Here is a 19,919-nt window from a genome sequence, read left to right as displayed (position 1 = left end):
TACACATATTTGGTTTGTCGAAACAATGTTCAGTTTTCAAAGGTCTACCAAGTTGTTTGTTAACCAAGCAACTTAATCATCATAACATCTTGTTAAGATGATGTCAACCAGAAGTTTGATTTAACAACGTTTCCGGTCGAACCGTCATCGCTTAGCGACAACTTAATTAGAATAACATTTTGTTATCAGCTCGTCAACAACTAATTTCAATCTTTCAAATTGGTCTAGTTGGTAACTCGTTCGCGACAACGTATATAACTATACCAACCAGGCCCACCATCGTCAACTAAAATTTGCAATAAATTGAAATTATTTTCAGAGCCGAACAGCAGACATGAAAACTCGTCATCATCACTGGTTTACCCGGAGAGTTATCGCCACATTCAGCACTAAAGGTTCGCTTTTGTTTTTCTGCCCCGCCAATGAAACCACCAATTCCCTAAGGCAATTCCCAGCACGACTACCAGATCAATTCCGGCACACCAACGAAACAGCCCTAAATAACCAGCCGTTTGACCGATCATCCAACCACCAGCAACCGGTCCCAGGGCCTTGCCTAGGGAAGAAATGGCGTTGACTAGTCCCTGGTACCGGCCTTCATGGCCCACCGTATAGGTGTTGATCATCGCTGGCACCCCCGGAACGTAGACTGCCTCCCCAATCGTAAGCAACGTCATCGCCGCAAAAAGCCCTGTCAGCTGATGAACCGTACTTAATAGTAGAAAAGAGCTACCGATGGCCACCATTCCGGCCAGAATTTGCCAGGGAAGCCACTTAGTGCGGCCATAGCGCGTCATGAAACTTTGTACCAGAATCAGTAAAATGCCATTGTACACCCACAACTCACTGTAAACCCGTACGCTCATCCCTAGTTCTTGAATATAAACAGAAACGTTACTCATCCACTGGGCGTAAGTCCCCCACATCAGTCCCAGGCTTAGTAACAAAATCAGTAACGTCACTCGCGGCAACCGCCGTCGTGACCGTCTTGCTTGAGTTGGCGAGGATTGCTGCGTCACCGTGGACCGCTCCAGGGTTCGGGCATACCGCCCCCACAAGCCAATCGCCAGACCGTAGCAAATCACCAGCAGTCCAAAGATTGGCTGTAGGTTTCCGCGGAAGAGGACCCCAATGCTGGCCGTTCCGACTACTAAGCCTAGGTTAATGAAGATATAGAGTAAGTTAAAGAGTCGGCCGCTTCCCCGACTAAGCTGGGCCGTCATGGTGGTAATGAGGGTCAGCACACCCCCGGTCAATAAGCCAAAAATCACCAAGACTACCGGGTATCCCCACAGGTCATGCCACCAAAAACCCATCAGTGCATCCCCTAGTAAGGCGACCAAGAGTCCCAGTCCCAACCGGTTGACCGAATAACGATCGCCTAAAATTCCGCCCAGATAGCCACCGAGGACGTTGCTTCCCGAATAGACCGCCAGAATCCACCCGCTCGTTACTAGCGATAGTCGCAGGTCGTTATGGAGATAAATCGTGGTCAGCGGCCACATCACACTATAAGCCGTATTGATCAGCAACCCCAAGACCAGCAATGGCCACATGCGTCGTACCAGTTTTATCATTAAACCCTTCCCCACCCTTTCATCACGCCTCAGCCTATCATACTTTCATTTAGTCTGTCGACCGGGCCAAGTGCCCCTCGCTAGGCGCTAGGGGTTGCTTATTCGGTAAAAATCGACTAAATTTAAAGGGAGTCTGGATTCAATGTTCCAAGCATTGAATCATTACTTATATAGGAGGATACAAAATGGGTAACAACCAAAAGAAGAATTCCGCACAACCTGATTTGAACGATCAAATGCAGGTTCGTCGCGAAAAAATGGACCATCTTCGTGAGGAAGGCATTGCCCCATTCGGTCACCGTTTCGACCGGAGCGACGATGCACAGTCCGTCAACGAAAAGTTCGATAAGTTCACCAAAGAAGAGTTAATGGACGACAAGCACTACGTCACGTTAGCGGGTCGGTTGACCGGTAAGCGGGGCAGTGGGAAAGCTGGCTTCATCGACTTGCTTGACCGGACGGGCGTTATCCAAGGTTACGCGCGCCAAGACGAGTTAGGCGAAGACGCTTACGCCCTTTTCAAGTCACTCGACTTAGGGGACTTCATCGGGGTCAAAGCTTACGTGATCAAGACCAACACCGGCGCCTTAACGCTACGGATCACGGAATTAACCTTCCTGTCCAAAGCCCTCCGGCCGTTGCCCGACAAGTGGCATGGCTTGACTGATAAGGAAACCATTTACCGGAAGCGGTACTTGGACCTGATTTCCAACCGTGACAGTTTTAACCGGTTTATTAAAGTGGCCGCCGTTAAGAAGGCCATCCGGGAATACCTGGACAACCACGGTTACCTCGAAGTCGATACGCCGGTTCTCCAAACGGCTGCTGGTGGGGCCGAAGCCCGGCCATTCATCACCAAGTCCAACGCCTTTGATATTCCACTGTATCTCCGGATTGCCACGGAATTGTACCTCAAGCGTTTGATCGTTGGGGGTTACGAAAAGGTTTACGAATTAGGTAAGGACTTCCGGAACGAAGGAACCGACTTACAACACAACCCCGAATTTAACATGGTCGAAGTCTATACGGCTTACACCGACTACACCGACGTGATGAACTTGGTCGAAGAAATGATCCGGTTCACCGCGAATAAAGTCAACGGTACCGGGAAGCTAACTTACAAGAAGCACGATCTCGACTTGGATCAACCATTCAAGCGGCTGCACATGGTCGACGCCATCAAGGAATACACCGGCATCGACTTCTGGCAAGAGATGTCCGTTGAAGACGCCCGCAAGTTAGCCGACGATAACGGGATTCACTACGAAGGTTACTGGAAGGTCGGCCACATCATCAACGCCTTCTTCGAAGAAAAGGTTCAAGGCCGTCTGGTTCAACCAACCTTCATCTACGGTCACCCAGTCGAAATCTCCCCACTGGCCAAGAAGAACGCCAAGGATCCTCGGTTCACCGACCGGTTCGAGCTCTACATCGTGGGTAAGGAATACGGCAACGCCTTTACCGAATTAAACGACCCCGTCGATCAACGGCAACGGTTCGAAGCGCAAGATGCCGAACGAAGCGCCGGAAACGAAGAAGCTCACGGTATCGACGACGATTATCTGGAAGCCATGGAATACGGGATGCCGCCTACTGGTGGTTTAGGTATCGGTATCGACCGGTTGACGATGTTGTTAACCGACTCCGTTTCGATCCGTGACGTCATGCTCTTCCCAACCATGCGGCCACTCGATTAATCACGAAAAGGGGCAACGACATGAGAGCAAACCAACTAATTGCGTTACTACGGGAACACGACCTCTATCGTGGGACCACATCGCCGTTAACTGCTGAAACTGAGTTTGCTGCGCTAAGTTACGATTCTCGCCAGATGGGGGCCAACGGCTTGTTCGTCTGCAAGGGACAGCATTTTGACCCTAAGTATCTGCAGCAGGCCGTCGCCCAAGGTGCCAGCGCTTATTTGGCCGAACAGGACTACAGCGACACGGTCACCGTCCCGGGAATCTTGGTCAGTGACGTCCGCAAAGCGTTATCGTTAGCCGCCCAGTTGTACTTCAACTTTCCGCAAAACGACTTGTTCGTGATCGGCTACACTGGCACCAAGGGTAAAACCACGTCAACGTATCTGACCCATAACATTCTCAGCCAGGCTTTCCCTGGTCACGCCGCCATGTTCTCGACGATTAATCACATCATCGGCAACCGACCGCAAGACCAGTTCAAAGCACACCTGACCACCGCGGAATCGTTCGACATCTTCCACGAAATGCGGCAGGCCGTCGATAACGGTCAAACCGTTCTGGTCATGGAAATTGCCTCACAGGCCTACCTATTGCACCGCGTTTACGGGCTTAAATTCGACGTGGGGATTTTTCTGAACATCTCCCCCGACCATATCGGGGTTAACGAGCACCCGACTTTCGCCAACTACCTCTTGTGCAAGCAACAGCTGTTGTTGAATTCCCAGAGCTGCATCATTAACGCCGATATGGACCACTTCGCTGACGTCTACGCCGCGGCTAAGGTATCAACTGATCCCGAACGGATCTGGACCTACGGCGTCAACAACGCCCAAGCCACGGTTGCCATCCAGCCTAAGCAAAACACCCTGACGGCGAGTGAATTTACGCTGACCGTCAACGGCGACGATGCTCGGTTGGCACCGATTGCCGCGGATTATCACGTCTCCATGCCTGGTGACTTTAACCAAGGCAACGCCACGGCTGCCATTCTGGCTAGCCTACTGGCCGGGGCCAGTGTCACCGACATGCAGGCCGGCCTGGCGCATACCCGGGTGCCCGGGCGGATGGAATCCATCTCAACCCAACACCACGGGACGATTTACATCGACTACGCCCACGACTGGGGCAGCATGAACGCCTTGTTGCACTTCCTGCACACTCAGTTTCCCGACCATAAGTTGATTGCGGTCCTGGGCAGTACCGGTGACAAGGGTGAAGATCGGCGTCAAGGTTTCGCCAAGGCGTTGAACGATTACGCCGACGCCGCCGTCTTGACCACCGACGATCCGGGTCACGAAGACCCCCGCGAGATTGCTCACGAGATCGACCAGCGAATCGACCACACCAAGGTCCAAACCACCTACATTGCCAAACGTGAAGACGCCATTAAGCACGCCATCACTCAGGCAACCAACGATGATTTGGTCATCTTAGCGGGCAAGGGCCAAGACGCGTACCAGAAAGTCAACGGGGTCGATACCCCCTACGCTTCCGATCCGGTCGTGGCTAAACGGGTCATCGCCGACCTCACCGACGAAGCTTAACTTCAAACTAGTTTTCAAACGCTCAGGCCACCACCTGAGCGTTTTTTGTCGTCCTTTTATGTCAGAAGTCTTATCATCAGTTTTTACACTTCACGGGGTTAATTACCGTCAATATTAGCTTTTTAATACCCAAGTCGCCTCAAAAATGCCAGAATAACCGCGAAAACTCAGGTAAATGAGAAATCCATGATAAATCGGGTTGCAGTTCGCTTGAATTGATGTTATATTTTATGACATTAGATGCTAAGTAGGAGGTTATCACCATGAAGAAATGGCAAGTTGCCGTTGTCTTGTGCCTCGCGGCCATTGGGAGTTGGTTCGGTTTAACCACCCACGCCCAAGCCGCGGAGTACACCATTGCAACGGATACCACGTTTGCCCCGTTTGAATTTCAGGTCAAGGGTGGTCAGTACAAGGGAATTGATATCGACCTCTTGAAGGCCATCGCCAAGAAGGAACACTTTACATATCAGCTCAAGGCCCTGAGCTTTAACGCCGCCGTCCAACAACTGAGTGCAAACCAGGTTGATGGTGTCATCGCCGGCATGAACATTACCCCGGCCCGAGAAGTCACCTTCGATTTCTCCAAACCTTACTACACGTCCGGTGTGGTCATGGCGGTCGCCAAGGGCAGCACCGTGAAGAACTTTAACGATTTAAAGGGCAAGACCGTGGCCTTAAAGACCGGGACGGCCGGTGCGGCTTACGGGAAGTCGATTCAAAGCAAGTACGGTTTCAAGATCAAGTACTTCAACGATTCCAACACCATGTACAACGACGTTAAGGTCGGGAACTCCTCGGCCTGCTTCGAAGATTATCCGGTCATGTCCTACGGGATTAAGAACGGCATTCCGTTGACGATCATCTCCAAGCAACACAACGCCGGCGATTACGGGTTCGCCGTCAAGAAGGGTAAGAACGCCGCGTTGCTGAAGAAGTTTAACGCCGGACTCGCCGCCATTAAGGCCGACGGGACCTACCAGAAGATCATCAACAAGTACCTGCACGCCAAGGAATCTAAGATTACCGGGGAAACGGCCAGCAGCCGGACCTTCTTCGGCCTGTTCAGCCAAAACCTCGGCACCCTAGGTAAGGGGCTGTGGATGACCATCGAACTGACCGTCATCTCCATTATCCTGGCCACCCTATTAGGCTTGATTCTCGGGGTCTTAGGCGTAATGCCCGGAAAACTGGGCCCCGCCGTTTCTAGCACGATCATCTACATCTTCCGGGGCATGCCCCTGATGGTCTTGGCCTTCTTCATCTACATCGGGATTCCCGACCTGATTGGGCACGGCTTTAAGATTCCCGCGTTTATCGCCGGGATGATTACCCTGATGCTCAACGAAGGGGCCTACACCGGCGCGTTCGTCAAAGGTGGCTTTCAAGCCGTCGATAAGGGCCAGATGGAAGCGGCCCGTTCACTAGGTCTCCCCTATTGGAAGGCCATGCGGCGCGTCGTAATGCCGCAGGGGATTCGGATTATGATTCCGTCCTTCATTAACCAATTCATCATCACCTTAAAGGACACCTCGATTCTCTCCGTCATCGGGATCGTCGAACTGACCCAGACCGGGACGTTGATTATCGCCCGGAACTTCGAAGGGTTCAAGATTTGGTTAATGATTGCGATCATCTACCTGATCATGATTACCCTGTTGACTTGGTTATCGAATTGGGTTCAAAGGAGGATTAACTAGTCATGGCTGATACAGCACTTAAGGTCCACGTTCAGGATCTGCATAAGAGTTACGGGGAGACCGAAGTCCTCAAGGGACTCAACCTCGACATTAAAAATAACGAAGTAGTTTGCATGATTGGTCCGTCCGGATCCGGGAAAAGTACCTTTTTGCGGTGCCTGACCGATCTGGAAGTGCCGTCGAAGGGGCAAGTGGTCATCAACGGCTACGACCTCTCCGATCCCAAGACCAACATTGATTTGGTCCGCGAAAACATCGGCATGGTCTTTCAACACTTCAACCTCTTCCCTAACATGAACGTCCTGCAAAACATCACCCTAGCGCCCGTGCAACTCAAGAAGCTGACCCCGGCCGCAGCGGATAAGACCGCCCGCGACCTCCTCGACCAAGTCGGGTTAGCCGACAAGGCCACGGCCCTGCCGACCGCCCTTTCCGGCGGGCAACAACAACGGGTCGCCATCGCCCGGGCTTTAGCGATGCATCCCAAAATCATGCTGTTTGACGAACCCACGTCCGCGCTGGACCCCGAAATGGTCGGCGACGTGCTAGACGTCATGAAGCAACTGGCCCGTGACGGCATGACCATGATTGTGGTGACCCACGAAATGGGATTCGCTAAAGAAGTCGCCGATCGGGTGGTCTTCATGGCCGACGGGTTGATTCGCGAAAGCGGCGCCCCTAAGGACATCTTCGAACACCCCCAGAATCCACGATTACAGGATTTCTTAAATAAAGTGATTAACGTCTGAGGACTATCGCCACCCTGCTTCCGGACCAGTCAGAAACGGGCGGAAACAGGTTGTGGGTGGGCACGGCTTCAAGCCCATAGCCCAGGTCTCGAAGACCGACCTTTGTCTAAGCCGGTCCAAAACACCGGCCAAGACAAACGACACTCCTGAGCCCATTTCTGCCTGGTTCTCCAGCTTACACTGAACATAATGGTAACTTTACGTTTTTTAGAAATCACCAACGAATGGTTAGTCACTGCGCCACTACAACTGAATTTCAAAATATGTTCTAAGTCTAATTAGTTAAAAAAGACGGTTCAAAATCTCCGCAGAGATTCTGAACCGTCTTTTGTTGGCTTCAACTTATGCGTTAAATTGCAAAATTTCCTTGGCCCGTCCCAATCCGGGATCCACCTTGACGTCCCCCAACTTGAGTTCAAAGACCACCAACGTTGCCCCAATGGCGTCCCAGACCTGTTGGTAATGTGGCACGGTCGCCAAATACAGCGGCAACAAATCCGTCATGGACCGCGTCGACCGCGTCAACTGCACGTGACGGGCCCGCAAGAAGGGATTTCCCGGCGTGCCATCGTTGGGGATGGTGATTAGCGCCACGTCCGGATGTTGATCGTAACTCGCGATGGCCTCGCTGGTCTTGACGGACGAGAAAAACAACGTGTCGGGATGCTGCTCATCCCATACAAAGTTTACGATCTTCACGTCGGCCTGGTTGTCCAGGGCCGTACTGAGGGCAATCTTGTTGGTGGTGGCTTTTACTTCTTTAAATAACGTCAAATCCATGGTGGGAAACTCCTTTAGCAATCAGATTAGTAGCTTAAGTATACGCTAGTTCGTCGCAAAATGGGGAACGTAAGTTTGCGATTTTAACTGGCCCCTTTACCGGCGTCGGCGATGCTTCCGACTAAAGGCCGGCCGCTGACCGTGGCGCTTGACCGCCTTTAATTGCTGGTCGGTCGCAAAGAGTTCCCGGCCTAATTCAGGATTAGTCCGCAGATAGTCTTGCGTGAAGCGGTCCACGGCCGCCTTGTCCTGGGTGTCGATGCCCTGCTTTTGCATGGCCGTCGTAATCTGGTCAAAGAAGGCTTCCATCTTCGGATCGTACATGGTGACCAGCGCCGTATGGTGTTCCCGAACCCAGTCCTGTAGTGCCTTGGCGTGCGGGAGTCCCTCTTCGGTTGCCGCCAGGTAATCGAACAGTTGGGTCAAGGCAAACGGAATCAGATGGTACAGGCCGGCGACCCGTTGCGAGTCATCCAACAAATGGGTAAATGGGCCAAACATCACGGCCGCTAAATTTTCGGGTTGCCACGCTACCGGTTGGAGGTGCTTCCCCGTTACTAGTAGTTCGGCGACCACGTGAATAATGTCGCCAAAGTACCGTTGATTGGTCGCCGATAAGTTGGTAACTTGCGGTGTTCGGCGGAGATCTTGGACCCAGCCTTCCACTTCGGCCACCACGTTTTCGTAGTCGTGTTGTTCCTGGTTGACCTGAGTCGCGGTATGCTTTTCAACCAACTGAGGTCGTGCGGCTTTCAAGACCCGTTCGAAGGCCGGCCAGTCTTCTCCGGTAGCCACCTTGAAGAAGTCACTCAAGACCGGGACCACCGCCACAAAGTAGTTGTGGGGCTGGTCGACGGTCAGGGGTAATGCGGTCAACGCCGCCGTAACCCCCGTGGGCGTCCAGGCTTGCCGGGTGCCCGTTACCTGCTGGTACACGTTTTCAAAGTCCGTTAAAATCTGGGCCGCATGGGCCTGTTGGTTTGTCGACAACCGCGCTAACCGTTCCGGCGTTAAGAAAGTGGCCGGGGTCAGGGGTGTCGTTGTTGGATCAAGTTCTGTCATGACGTCAATTCCCCTTATCTTATCTAAAATAGTCCTTATCCCGTCAGTTCACTGATGAGCGGTGACGTTCGGGTTCCACCTATTATTATACGCGACCCTTAAAATTTTCCCAATTCCGCCGTTTGCCCAATGAACGGATACGTCGGCCACCGCCCGAATAAGCGGACACACAAGACAAAACCGCCAAAGTCGGTTATATTAGAGTTTCGGAGATTTATCGGAAAGGAAGACCAATCAATCATGGCAGATGACGTTGTAATTATGAGTGCCGTACGCACCCCCATCGGCAAGTTCGGCCGCAATTTCAAGACCGTTTCCGCCGTCCAACTCGGGACAATTGCCGCCCGGGCCGCAATCCTACGCAGCGGGGTGGACCCCACGGACATCCAACAAGCAATCTTTGGCACGGTCCTCCAGGCTGGGCTGGGACAAAATTTAGCCCGGCAGGTCAGCTTAAACGCCGGCCTTGACGTTCGAAGTACCGCCATGACCGTCAACCAGGTCTGCGGCTCCAGCTTAAAGGCCATTCGGTTAGGCCAAGCCGCCATCCTGATGGGCGACGCGGATGCCGTCTTAGTCGGGGGCGCCGAAAACATGAGTCAGGCCCCCTACCTCGACTGCGAAACCCGGTGGGGTCACAAAATGGGCGATTACGAGATGACCGACAGCCTCCTTTCGGACGGGTTGATGGACGCCTTCAACCAGGTTCCAATGGGCATCACCGCCGAAAACGTGGCCACCGAATTTCAGGTCAGCCGCGCCGACCAAGACGCCCTGGCCCTACGTTCGCAAGAAAACGCCGTCCGGGCCCAGGCGGAACACCGTTTTGACGCCGAAATCGTTCCGGTCACCGTGGGCGATCGCGTGGTCACCACCGACGAAGCCGTTCGTCCCGATACGTCACGCGCCAAGTTGGCCGCCCTTAAACCGGCCTTCAAAGCGGACGGTACCGTGACCGCGGGTAACGCCGCCGGGTTAAACGACGGGGCCGCCGCCATGGTCCTGATGCGCAAGTCCGCGGCCGACGCCGCCGGACTGCCCTACTTAGCAGTTATCAAGAACTATCAGGAAAGCGGCATCGATCCCGCCTTAATGGGCTACGCCCCGACCATGGCAATTCGCCGTGTTCTCGACCGGCAACATTGGACCCTCGCCGACCTTGACCGCATCGAACTAAACGAGGCTTTCGCCGCTCAATCCGTGGCGGTGACCCGTGATTTGCACCTACCGGTTGAGAAACTCAACGTTAATGGCGGCAGCATCGCTTTGGGCCACCCCCTCGGCGCCTCGGGGACCCGCATCGTGGTTACCCTGCTACACGAACTCATTCGCACCGACTTACACCGGGGGTTAGCCTCGATGTGTATCGGGGGCGGGATGGGCATGGCCCTGTTGATTGAACGCCCCTAGTCATCTGGTATAATGGGACCAAAGTCTCATCGAGAAAGGAAGACGGTCCATGTTGATAGCGGATTTCGACGTTAAACTGAAACTCATCATTCTAGCGACCATTGCGTTAGTGGCGTTACTGGTCATCGGGGGGACCCTGTGGCTTCGTGCAAAACACTTTTCCCGCTACCTCGTGGGCGTAGCGGCGGTCATGGTCGTCCTGGTGTTTATCCTGAGCTCTCTTTTGACCATCCATCAGTAAATCAGTAACTTAAGGTTTGTTTACTGAGCGCACAAAAAGACGTTAACGGCCGACCGTTAACGTCTTTTTTAGTGATTATTGATTCGTTCTGGGCGTCACGTCATCCTCATTCGGCGTGACAGTCGTCGCGGCATCCGGCTTCGTCGTTTTTTTCGGAAACAGCCATTTGTCGACGACCTTACTGAAAATGTTGGATCCGTAAGCGATGAAGAAGATCCCCATTAACATGGAAATAAACAGTTCCACCACGAACAGGACCCAGTTGGTGATCGCAATGTTAGACACGATCACCATTGAAGTTCCCCAGGCAATCAGCCAGGCGGGCACTAAGGTAAACGTCATCACCGTTCCCTGCAGAAAAATCGCCAGGAAGGTCATGAACCCAAACATAACGGCGGACGGCCAGAGTTGGGCAATCGTGGGATTTTGTAAGAGCGTAAACGAGATCAACGCCCAGATGATGCCCATCACAAAACTCCCAACAATGTTCCAAACCTTGTCATCCGGACAACCGACACCGAAGAAATACGAGGCAGTGATAAATGCGGCTGCGCCCATCCACAGATGGAAGGACGTCATAATCAAACTGTAGAACAAGGTGAACAACCCCACCCCAATTGATGAGTACCACAGTTCCTTGGTTAGACGATGCTTCATGAGAGCTCACTCCTTTAATTAGATCATGAAGCCAACCGCGCCTAAGTAAACATGAACAAACTTATAACCTTATTCTAACCGATAATGAAACCGTTTTCCATCATTTGGCGAGACTTTCCGCCAATTGACGCTGACCGGCCGGCCGAACCACACGCTCGACTGGAAATAAGCCGTTGTTCCGGGGGTTAACCCCGTCGCGGGCGACTTCATATAAAGGATTTTATCAAACCTGGACCGGTAGACTCAACCTTTTTTTACCGCAGTTGTTAACCCTTAGCAGTTTGGTCCCCCACAACCGTCTGGTAAGCTGACCAAACTAACTAATTTTTGCCTTAAGTTGACCGCCAAGCGGGTCTTTTTCGGTCGTCTCCGCACACTGGGGGGAATCCAATAGCGAATTCCGGCCCAATTACCGGGACCGCTCGTTTCGTGGAAGTTCGCGACTAGCTTCCCTAGAAACGGTCGTTAATCGCTCGATATGTGAATATAATCACCAAAATATTCATACGCTGTATAGTTTCCTGACACTTGAAAATTTATTATGCACGATACTATATATCTATGATATACTTAACTCGCATTCCTCTAGTCTTTCAGTTCACCACGGACCGTTAGTTTTAACGATTCCCCGGGGCGGGCGCAAGGCTAGTCGTTATGGCGGTTATCAAAATGAAAGCGGTTACTGATAGTTGCTTGCCGTGCTTTTGTGCACTATTGAGTTTTCATTGACACCATAACGATTTACGTTCAGATGGTTGACGCGTGGAGGCGTAGGGCGCAGATCCTTCACCGTGACCACCCCAATCTCAGCGGTTAGACCGCTGCATAAAAGGAAGTTGTGATGATGATGCATAGAATACTCGTTGCTGATAGTCTCGAAATCGTTTGTACTGGTTTAACTTACTTAGTCGATCAACAGCCCCAGTTTCAAGTCGTCGCGCAGACCCATAACGGCACCGACACCTTCATGCGTGTCGAACAAGGTGATGTGGACGTCGTCATCATGGGACTGAATATGCCTGGGGAAAATGCCCTTTTAACCATTAAACGGCTCCACGAGCTTTCCCCGCAGGTCGCCATCTTGATTCTCACGGTTCACGAGGAACAAGACTGCATTGTGCGGTGCCTGCAAAGCGGTGCCGGCGCCTACATTCTTAAGCGCTCCCCCAATTATCAAATCGTTAAAGCACTTAGGGCGTTGACCCATCACGAAAAATATATCGATCCCAACATTATGTTGCAACCCCAAAGCATTGCGCAATTGAATCATCAGGATTTTCAAGCGCAGGTAACCGGTTACGACACCCTCTCCAAGCGGGAACGAGAAATTTTCCCCCTGATTACCCTCGGCTACGGCAACAAAGAAATCGCCCAGCGCCTGTGTATCTCGACGAAAACCGTTGAGGCCCATAAGGCCAACATTATGCGTAAACTTGCCCTCAATTGTCACGTTGATTTAGTGCATTACGCCGTGCACCATCACTTGGTAAACCTGTAACTTCCGGTTTTTAACGCGCAAAAGTCGGGCCCCACCGTGGGTGTCCCGACTTTTCGTGTGTTGGCCCTATTTACATAGCGAGTTCCTTGGCCCTAAAGAACTCCCAACCTTAAAGTGCGTTTCGCTCAGTAGACCTAGCCTACTAAGCGAAACGCACTTTAATTAATTCTAGAGAAACGCGACGGCGTGATAATGACTGCCCACCAACGTGGCGTTCAACTCGTCCAGCGTGGCCGTTCCCTCAAAGGTCGCGGTGGCGTGACGCAAATCAACTTTAACGTTTGTGACCTTTTGACTGAATCGGTCGTGCACGTGGTCCGCACAATGCGAACACTTCATGCCTTCAACTAATACCGTTTGCATCCTTAATTCACTCTTTTCTAACTTGGCTTAACGATTGCGGTGGTCGCAGAGTCCGTGTCGGACTTAGCGGGCTGTTTTTGCTGACACTGTTTACGTAAGGCTGCCACCTTGACTTCCACCACTTCGTTTTGATTGATCCGGGCAAAGGCCAAGGCCTCATCCATTAAGCGCGAAATCAACGCTTGGGGGCGGTGTTCCGCAATGGCATTTTGTGCCGCTAAAAACTTTAACCGGGGCAAATAATAGGTCACGTGGTGCTCCGAGCACAGCTTCAACCCTAACGTAATCAGTTGGTTACTGAGCTTATAGTCAACGTCCCCCGCGTAAAACTCCGCCGTGAAATAAATCAAAGTTAGGACGCGGAGATGATAGTTGTTTTCCCGTTCCGCCGCTTCATTGGCGTCGATGGCCCGAATGTAGTGGAGCACCTTTTCGAAGTAAAAGACCGCTTGATCGTGTTCCTGGCGCCGAGCGTACAGAATCCCCGATCCCAAAAAGGCCAGTTGCGTCAGAATGGTCTGGTGGCGCTCATCCAGGTCGTTGAGAATGCGAGAAAAGTCAAAAAGAATCTTATCGGGTTGCCGGTTAATCAACGTGTTGACAATTCCCCGCAGGTAGTAAAACTGCATTTTTAACGGGATGGCGTCAATCTGATCGACGTGAATCTTGGACAGGCCGTTCAAAACGCGGCGGTAATCCTCCGTCATTAATTGCCCTTCAACCTTGTCTAAATCCTGTGCAATCCGTGACGCCGTCTCTTCTTGATCCTGATACAGCTCGTCCACGGTCAACCCTAACCGGGCACACAACCGACTCAGGATAGTCAATGACGGAATTCGGTTATTATTTTCAAATTTACTCAAGGTCGCCTGCGTACAAATCCCCTCACAGAGTTTAACCTGTGACAGTTTGAGTGCCTTCCGGCGATCGATAAACACGTCGATGTCCACGTTCTCACCCCATTATTCGTGTAGCCCTAACGCCACTTTCGCGTAACGACTCATGTGGTCAATGTCCCAAGCTGGTTCCCATACCAAATCAATTTCGCAGGTATGGACCGCTTCTAATTTAGTCACGGCTTGGCGAATACTGTCAGCCAGCAGGTTGCCGATCGGACACCCCATCGTGGTCAACGTCATGGTTAAAATGCAGGTCCCGTCGTCGTTGACGTCCACCCCGTAAATCAACCCTAGATTGACGATATCCACGCCTAGTTCGGGATCAATGACGGTTTCAAGCTGCTTCAACACGTCATCTTCGACCGGTGACTTGGTTTGCACAACTGGTTGTGCCATAGTCGGTTCCTCCTTTAGTTTGTTTCAGAAACCGATAGCTGTAATCGGTTTCATTATACCCATCTTCGGCCCGGGAAGCTATTCCCAGTCCGAAGCATGTGACTCACGCGACCGATTAGCCGATCGATCCTTCCATTTCAAAACTAATCAACCGGTTCAATTCCACCGCGTATTCCATAGGTAACTGCTTGGTAAACGGTTCGACGAAGCCCATGATGATCATTTCAGTGGCCTTCGCTTCCGAAATTCCCCGACTCATCAGGTAATAAAGTTGTTCTTCGGAAATCTTGGACACTTTAGCCTCGTGTTCCATTGAGACGTTCGAGTTATAAATTTCATTGTATGGAATCGTATCCGACGAGGACTGATCGTCCATGATGATGGTGTCACATTCCACGTGGGCCTTGGAGCCGTCGGAATGTTCGCCAAACCGCACGGTCCCCCGGTAGTCGGTCGATCCCCCGGTCTTAGAAATCGACTTAGACACGATCGAACTCGAGGTGTTCTTGGCGTTGTGGATCATCCGGGCCCCGGAATCCTGGTGAATCCCGTTGCTGGCCACGGCAATGGACAGCATGGTCCCCCGGGCGCCTTCACCATTCAGATAAACACTAGGGTACTTCATGGTGACTTTAGAACCTAAGTTGCCATCGACCCATTCCATGGTCGCGTTTTGACCGGCCGCAGCCCGCTTAGTTTCCAGACTGTAGACGTTATCCGACCAGTTCTGAATGGTGGTGTAGCGGCAATAAGCGTCCTTTTGAACGTTGACTTCGACCACCGCGGCGTGCAGGCTATCGGACGAGTAGTTCGGGGCGGTACATCCTTCGACGTAGTCCACCCGGGCGCCCTCGTCGACGATGATCAACGTCCGTTCGAATTGCCCGGAGTTTTCGGAGTTTAATCGGAAGTACGACTGAATTGGCGTCTTGGTCTGAACGCCCTTCGGCACGTAGATGAACGAGCCCCCGGACCACACGGCCGCGTTTAACGCCGCAAACTTATTATCCGTAGGTTGCACCAACTTGCCGAACCACTTCTTGAACAGTTCCGGGTATTCCCGTAAGGCGGTGTCGGTATCGGTGAAGATGATGCCTAACTTAGCGAAGTCGTCGCGCATGTTGTGGTAGACCACTTCGGATTCGTACTGGGCCGACGAGCCGGCCAAGTACTTCCGTTCGGCCTCGGGCACCCCGAGGCGGTCGAAGGTTTTTTTCAAGTCATCGGGAACGTCTTGCCAGTCCCGGTACTTCTTGTCGGTCATCTTCTGGTAGTACAGCATATCCTTTAAGTCCAGCTTTGACAGATCCGGACCGTACTTAGGCATCGGTAATTTCTTATAAATTTCGTAGGCGTGCAGCCGATAATCCAGCATCCACTGGGGTTCGTGCTTGGCGGCGGAAATCTGGCGTACCGTTTCTTCGGTCAGGCCCCGACCCGTGGAAAAAGCCGGTGTCACGTCGTCGTGGAACCCGTATTCGTAATCTTGATCGTTTTTGACCACATCAGGTACTTCTGGCATGGCTTAATCCTCCTTCGTTACTTGATCTTCTTCGCGCATCAACGCCCGTTGGAGCGCCCACCAGGATAGCGTCGCACACTTGATCCGGGCCGGGAACTGCATGATACTCGACAGGATCGCGGCGTCTTCCAACTGGTCTAAATCGGCTTGCGGGTGCTCTTTACCCATCACCATGTCGGAGAAGGTCTTAGCCATGTGGAGCGCCTCTTCCTTACTCTTGCCCATCACGGCATCGGTCATCATGCTGGCCGACGACTGACTGATGGTGCAGCCGTCCCCGGTAAAGCCGATGTCGGCGATGTGGTCGGTGGCGTCTAGCTTGACGTCCAGGTTGATCACGTCCCCACAGGTCGGGTTCTTCAGCGTGATGGTGCTGGTCGAATCCGCTAAGGCGTGCTTGTGGTGCGGGTGGTCCGAATGATCCAAAATAACTTCGCGATACAAACTATTTAGCTTCGACAGACCCATGACTAAAGAACTCCTTTGCTTCTTGGATAGCGTTAAGTAACCGGTCGGCGTCGGCTTGGGTGTTGTAAAGGTAGAAACTAGCCCGGGCCGTGGCGACTTGGTGTAATTCTTTCATTAATGGTTGGGCACAGTGGTGGCCCGCCCGAACGGCGACCCCTTCCATGTCTAAGGCGGTGGCGACGTCGTGGGGGTGAATTCCCTTGATGTTAAAGGCAATCACGCCGGTGTGCTTGGCCGGATCGTGGGGCCCGTAAATTTCGAGGTAGTCCAGATCCAGCATCTTCGGGAGCAGGTAGTCGACCAACCGCTGTTCGTGAGCGGCCACTTGGTCCATACCGACGGCTTCCAGGTAATCGACGGCGGCGCCTAACCCGATGGCCCCGGCGATGTTTTGCGTGCCGGCTTCAAACTTCCACGGTAATTCCGTCCAGGTACTGTCGTAGAGGTTCACGAAATCGATCATTTCCCCGCCGTACTGGTACGGGTCGGTGGCATCGAGCAACGACCGCTTACCATACAGCGCGCCGATCCCGGTCGGTCCCATCATCTTGTGCCCGGAAAAGGCGTAGAAATCGACATCCAGGTCTTGAACATCCACTTTGATGTGTGGGGCGGCTTGGGCGCCATCCCCCACGATGATGGCCCCGTGTTGGTGGGCTAACTTGGCCACTTGCTTCAGCGGCGTGATGGTCCCCAAAACGTTGCTGGCGTGGGTCAAGGCCACGATCTTAGTCTTATCGGTGATTTTTTTCGCAGCGTCGGCTAAGTCGAGTTCGCCATCGGCGGTCAGCCCGATGTACTTCAACGTGGCGTGTTTCTTTAACGCCAACTGTTGCCAAGGAATCAGGTTACTATGATGTTCCATGATGGAGATCACGATTTCGTCGCCGGCCTGTACGTGGGCTTCGCCGTAGGTACTGGCCACCAGGTTCAATCCGTCCGTGGCCCCCTTGGTAAAGATCACCTCGGCGGGTTCGGCGGCATTGATGAAGTGTTGCACCTTGGCCCGGGCAGCTTCGTACTGTTCCGTGGCTCGTTCGGCTAACGTATGCACGCCCCGGTGAACGTTGGCGTTATCGTGTTGGTAGAAGTGGGTCAACGCGTCGATCACCTGTTGAGGCTTTTGCGCCGTGGCCGCGTTATCCAGATAAGTTAACGGTTCGTCGTTGACGCGTTGGTTTAAAATCGCAAAATCTTGGGTAAAGTCAGTCACATTGCTAGCCATTCTGCAGGTTCCTTTCGATTGTCTTGATTAATTGTTGTTGAACGTTCTTGGACGGGATCGCACTCAACACGGTACTCAGAAAGCCCCGAATGACCAGGCGTTCCGCCGTCTTACGGTCGATCCCCCGACTCATCAGGTAATAGAGTTGGCTCTGGTCGACTTGGCCCACACTGGCCGCGTGACCAGCAATCACGTCATTTTCATCGATCAGTAAAATCGGGTTGGCATCCCCGTGAGTCCCGGGCGTCATCATTAGCAGGCGGTTTTCCTGTTCGGCGTTGGCGCCGGAAGCTCCGTGAATGATATCGCCGATCCCGTTAAAGACCAGTTCAGACGTCCCCAGCAGCACGCCTCGTTGGAGAATATTCCCCACGGTGTGTTTTCCCCGGTTAGTGATCCGGGTATTGATGCCTTCACGTTGGTCCTGACTGGTAATCGCCACGACCTTGGTCTCGGTCTGCGCGCCTTCGCCCACCAGATTGGTGTCGAACTGACCCAGGGTATCGCCCAGGTTCATTAGGCCGACCGCCCAATCCACTTCGGCGTTATGTTTGACTAGTGCCCGCCGGTTAAAGTAGGTCAGGGTGTCGCGGCCGAGTTCGTCAACCGAGGCGAACTTGACGCGGCTGTTATCGTTGGCGACAATTTCCACCACGTTATTGACCAGATTGGCCCGGGTCCCCTGGGTGGTCAGGTGTTGGGTAAAGGCTACCTGGCTACCCTGATCCGCCACGATCAACACGTGAGAAACCTGTGGCCCGTCCTGGGTACTGTCCTGGACGATGTGCGCCTCAATCGGGTCATCGACCACCACGTTTTGTGGTACGTAGAGGAAGAGGCCGCCGTTCAGGTAAGCGACGTGATAGGCCGCTAACTTATCTTCGGTCGCGGGGATGATTTGGTTTAAGTAAGGTTTGGTGAGTTCCGGGTACTGGGTCAAGGCCGTAAATAGGTCGGTCAAGATGACCCCCTGGTCCCGTAAGGCTTGGGGTAAATTCACGGCGACCGTGGTCTGACCCACTTGGATAATCTGGCCGTGATCGGACGCTTGGGTAATTCCGGCGGCTAAGGTCGGATCGGACGCTTGCCAGAGAAGCCGGTGATCCAGTAAATTCCAATCCCGGTAAGTAAAGCGGTGAAACTTCGGGACCCGGAGTTGCTCGATTTGCGCGAGGGCCGCCGTCCGTTGGGCCACCAACCAGTCGGGATCGCGATGTTCTGTCGCGCTAGCCACTAAGGCTGCGTTTAACGTTTCGGTACTTTCAACGGCGTTCATCTGCGTCCCTCCTAATCTTCGTCCACTAAGGCCACGTCAATGCCGAGGTCGTCACGCAACCCCGCGTAACCTTCCTTTTCCAACGTCTTGGCTAGGTCGGCATCGCCGGTCTTGACGATCTTACCGCCCATCATGACGTGCACCACGTCCGGCACGATGTAGTTCAGTAACCGTTGGTAGTGGGTGATGATTAGCGAACCGAAATTGTCGCCGCGCATGGAGTTGACCCCCTTAGAGACCACCTTCAACGCATCGATATCCAGCCCGGAGTCGATTTCGTCGAGTAAGGCGAACTTCGGCTTGATCATCAATAGTTGTAAAATTTCGTTGCGTTTCTTTTCCCCACCGGAGAAGCCTTCGTTCAGATAACGTTCCGTCATGGATTCGTTCATGTCGAGTAAGGCTAAGTTCTTGTCGAGTTCCTTTAAGAAGGCCATGACCGAGATCTGATCGTCATCCGCACGCCGGGCATTAATGGCCGCCCGTAAGAATTCGGCGTTGGTGACCCCTTGGATCTCAGCGGGATACTGCATGGCTAAGAACAAACCGCGCCGGGCCCGTTCGTCGACCGGCATGTCCAGGATGCTCTCACCGTCTAACAGGATGTCTCCTTGAGTCACGTGGTACGCCGGTTGGCCCATGATGGTCTGCGACAACGTCGACTTCCCCGTCCCGTTCGGGCCCATGATGGCGTGAATCTCACCGGTTGACATGGTTAAATTGACGCCCTTTAAAATCTCTTTGGTCTTTTGACTTTCCTCATCTGAAACCTCAACGTGTAGATCTTTAATCTCAAGTGTTGACATGGCATTAACCTCCAGTAGAATATGCGGCACTTTCTTATATAGA

At 52.8% G+C, this 19,919-nt stretch carries 19 protein-coding genes; 7 read left to right on the top strand and 12 right to left on the bottom strand.

What is annotated here, in order from left to right:
- Nucleotides 1-389: 389 nt before the first annotated feature.
- Nucleotides 390-1,577 carry an MFS transporter gene (locus tag FD25_RS06580; protein ID WP_057802581.1) on the bottom strand — a complete coding sequence of 396 codons (1,188 nt, stop codon included), beginning with the start codon at nt 1,575-1,577 and terminating at the stop codon, nt 390-392.
- Nucleotides 1,578-1,762: 185 nt separating this feature from the next.
- Between FD25_RS06580 and lysS the strand changes: the two genes are divergently transcribed.
- From lysS to FD25_RS06560, 4 genes are all read left to right on the top strand, one after another.
- Nucleotides 1,763-3,274: a lysine--tRNA ligase gene (gene lysS / locus FD25_RS06575; protein WP_057802578.1), complete on the top strand. Its 1,512-nt coding sequence runs from the start codon at nt 1,763-1,765 to the stop codon at nt 3,272-3,274.
- A gap of 20 nt (nt 3,275-3,294) precedes the next feature.
- The gene (locus FD25_RS06570) at nt 3,295-4,824 is read left to right on the top strand and encodes a UDP-N-acetylmuramoyl-L-alanyl-D-glutamate--2,6-diaminopimelate ligase (protein WP_057802577.1); all 1,530 of its coding nucleotides are present in this window, start codon (nt 3,295-3,297) and stop codon (nt 4,822-4,824) included.
- A 263-nt stretch (nt 4,825-5,087) separates the two neighbouring features.
- Nucleotides 5,088-6,524 (top strand): amino acid ABC transporter substrate-binding protein/permease, encoded by a 1,437-nt coding sequence (locus FD25_RS06565; RefSeq protein ID WP_057802575.1) that lies wholly within the window; start codon nt 5,088-5,090, stop codon nt 6,522-6,524.
- A 2-nt stretch (nt 6,525-6,526) separates the two neighbouring features.
- Nucleotides 6,527-7,273: an amino acid ABC transporter ATP-binding protein gene (locus FD25_RS06560; protein ID WP_057802573.1), complete on the top strand. Its 747-nt coding sequence runs from the start codon at nt 6,527-6,529 to the stop codon at nt 7,271-7,273.
- 342 nt (nt 7,274-7,615) lie between these two features.
- Here the strand turns inward: FD25_RS06560 and FD25_RS06555 are convergent, their stop codons facing one another.
- A complete protein-coding gene (locus FD25_RS06555) occupies nt 7,616-8,053 on the bottom strand; it encodes a hypothetical protein (RefSeq protein ID WP_057802570.1) in 438 nt (145 codons plus the stop codon).
- A gap of 96 nt (nt 8,054-8,149) precedes the next feature.
- Nucleotides 8,150-9,115 (bottom strand): hypothetical protein, encoded by a 966-nt coding sequence (locus FD25_RS06550; RefSeq protein WP_057802568.1) that lies wholly within the window; start codon nt 9,113-9,115, stop codon nt 8,150-8,152.
- Between the two features lie 240 nt (nt 9,116-9,355).
- On the opposite strand from FD25_RS06550, the gene FD25_RS06545 reads away from it, so the two are divergent.
- Nucleotides 9,356-10,525, top strand: coding sequence for a thiolase family protein (locus tag FD25_RS06545; RefSeq protein WP_057802566.1), 1,170 nt, complete (start codon nt 9,356-9,358; stop codon nt 10,523-10,525).
- Nucleotides 10,526-10,574: 49 nt separating this feature from the next.
- Complete coding sequence (locus FD25_RS06540) at nt 10,575-10,766, top strand: hypothetical protein (protein ID WP_057802564.1); 192 nt, start codon at nt 10,575-10,577, stop codon at nt 10,764-10,766.
- 75 nt (nt 10,767-10,841) lie between these two features.
- Here FD25_RS06540 and FD25_RS06535 read toward each other — a convergent pair whose 3' ends face one another.
- Nucleotides 10,842-11,423, bottom strand: a complete 582-nt coding sequence (locus FD25_RS06535; protein ID WP_057802562.1) for a DUF1097 domain-containing protein — start codon at nt 11,421-11,423, stop codon at nt 10,842-10,844.
- A gap of 847 nt (nt 11,424-12,270) precedes the next feature.
- On the opposite strand from FD25_RS06535, the gene FD25_RS06530 reads away from it, so the two are divergent.
- Nucleotides 12,271-12,921, top strand: coding sequence for a LuxR C-terminal-related transcriptional regulator (locus FD25_RS06530; protein ID WP_057802582.1), 651 nt, complete (start codon nt 12,271-12,273; stop codon nt 12,919-12,921).
- 168 nt (nt 12,922-13,089) lie between these two features.
- On the opposite strand, the gene FD25_RS06525 is transcribed toward FD25_RS06530, so the two are convergent.
- The 8 genes from FD25_RS06525 to sufC form a co-directional block, all read right to left on the bottom strand.
- Nucleotides 13,090-13,284 carry a heavy-metal-associated domain-containing protein gene (locus tag FD25_RS06525; protein WP_057802560.1) on the bottom strand — a complete coding sequence of 65 codons (195 nt, stop codon included), beginning with the start codon at nt 13,282-13,284 and terminating at the stop codon, nt 13,090-13,092.
- Between the two features lie 17 nt (nt 13,285-13,301).
- Nucleotides 13,302-14,234 (bottom strand): helix-turn-helix domain-containing protein, encoded by a 933-nt coding sequence (locus FD25_RS06520; protein ID WP_057802558.1) that lies wholly within the window; start codon nt 14,232-14,234, stop codon nt 13,302-13,304.
- 12 nt (nt 14,235-14,246) lie between these two features.
- Nucleotides 14,247-14,579 carry a metal-sulfur cluster assembly factor gene (locus tag FD25_RS06515; protein WP_057802556.1) on the bottom strand — a complete coding sequence of 111 codons (333 nt, stop codon included), beginning with the start codon at nt 14,577-14,579 and terminating at the stop codon, nt 14,247-14,249.
- A gap of 115 nt (nt 14,580-14,694) precedes the next feature.
- The gene (gene sufB / locus FD25_RS06510; RefSeq protein WP_057802553.1) at nt 14,695-16,101 is read right to left on the bottom strand and encodes a Fe-S cluster assembly protein SufB; all 1,407 of its coding nucleotides are present in this window, start codon (nt 16,099-16,101) and stop codon (nt 14,695-14,697) included.
- A 3-nt stretch (nt 16,102-16,104) separates the two neighbouring features.
- A complete protein-coding gene (sufU, locus tag FD25_RS06505) occupies nt 16,105-16,569 on the bottom strand; it encodes a Fe-S cluster assembly sulfur transfer protein SufU (protein WP_057802552.1) in 465 nt (154 codons plus the stop codon).
- A complete protein-coding gene (locus FD25_RS06500; protein ID WP_057802550.1) occupies nt 16,547-17,794 on the bottom strand; it encodes an aminotransferase class V-fold PLP-dependent enzyme in 1,248 nt (415 codons plus the stop codon). The genes sufU and FD25_RS06500 overlap by 23 nt, the downstream gene beginning before the upstream one ends.
- A complete protein-coding gene (gene sufD / locus FD25_RS06495) occupies nt 17,787-19,070 on the bottom strand; it encodes a Fe-S cluster assembly protein SufD (protein WP_057802548.1) in 1,284 nt (427 codons plus the stop codon). The genes FD25_RS06500 and sufD overlap by 8 nt, the downstream gene beginning before the upstream one ends.
- An 11-nt stretch (nt 19,071-19,081) precedes the next feature.
- Nucleotides 19,082-19,876 (bottom strand): Fe-S cluster assembly ATPase SufC, encoded by a 795-nt coding sequence (gene sufC / locus FD25_RS06490; RefSeq protein ID WP_057732166.1) that lies wholly within the window; start codon nt 19,874-19,876, stop codon nt 19,082-19,084.
- Between the last annotated feature and the right edge of the window lie 43 nt (nt 19,877-19,919).

Source organism: Levilactobacillus acidifarinae DSM 19394 = JCM 15949 (assembly GCF_001434835.1).
GTDB classification, from domain to species: Bacteria; Bacillota; Bacilli; order Lactobacillales; family Lactobacillaceae; genus Levilactobacillus; species Levilactobacillus acidifarinae.
Note: the sequence above shows the minus strand (reverse complement) of the source record. Positions and strands in the feature narration are given on the sequence as shown.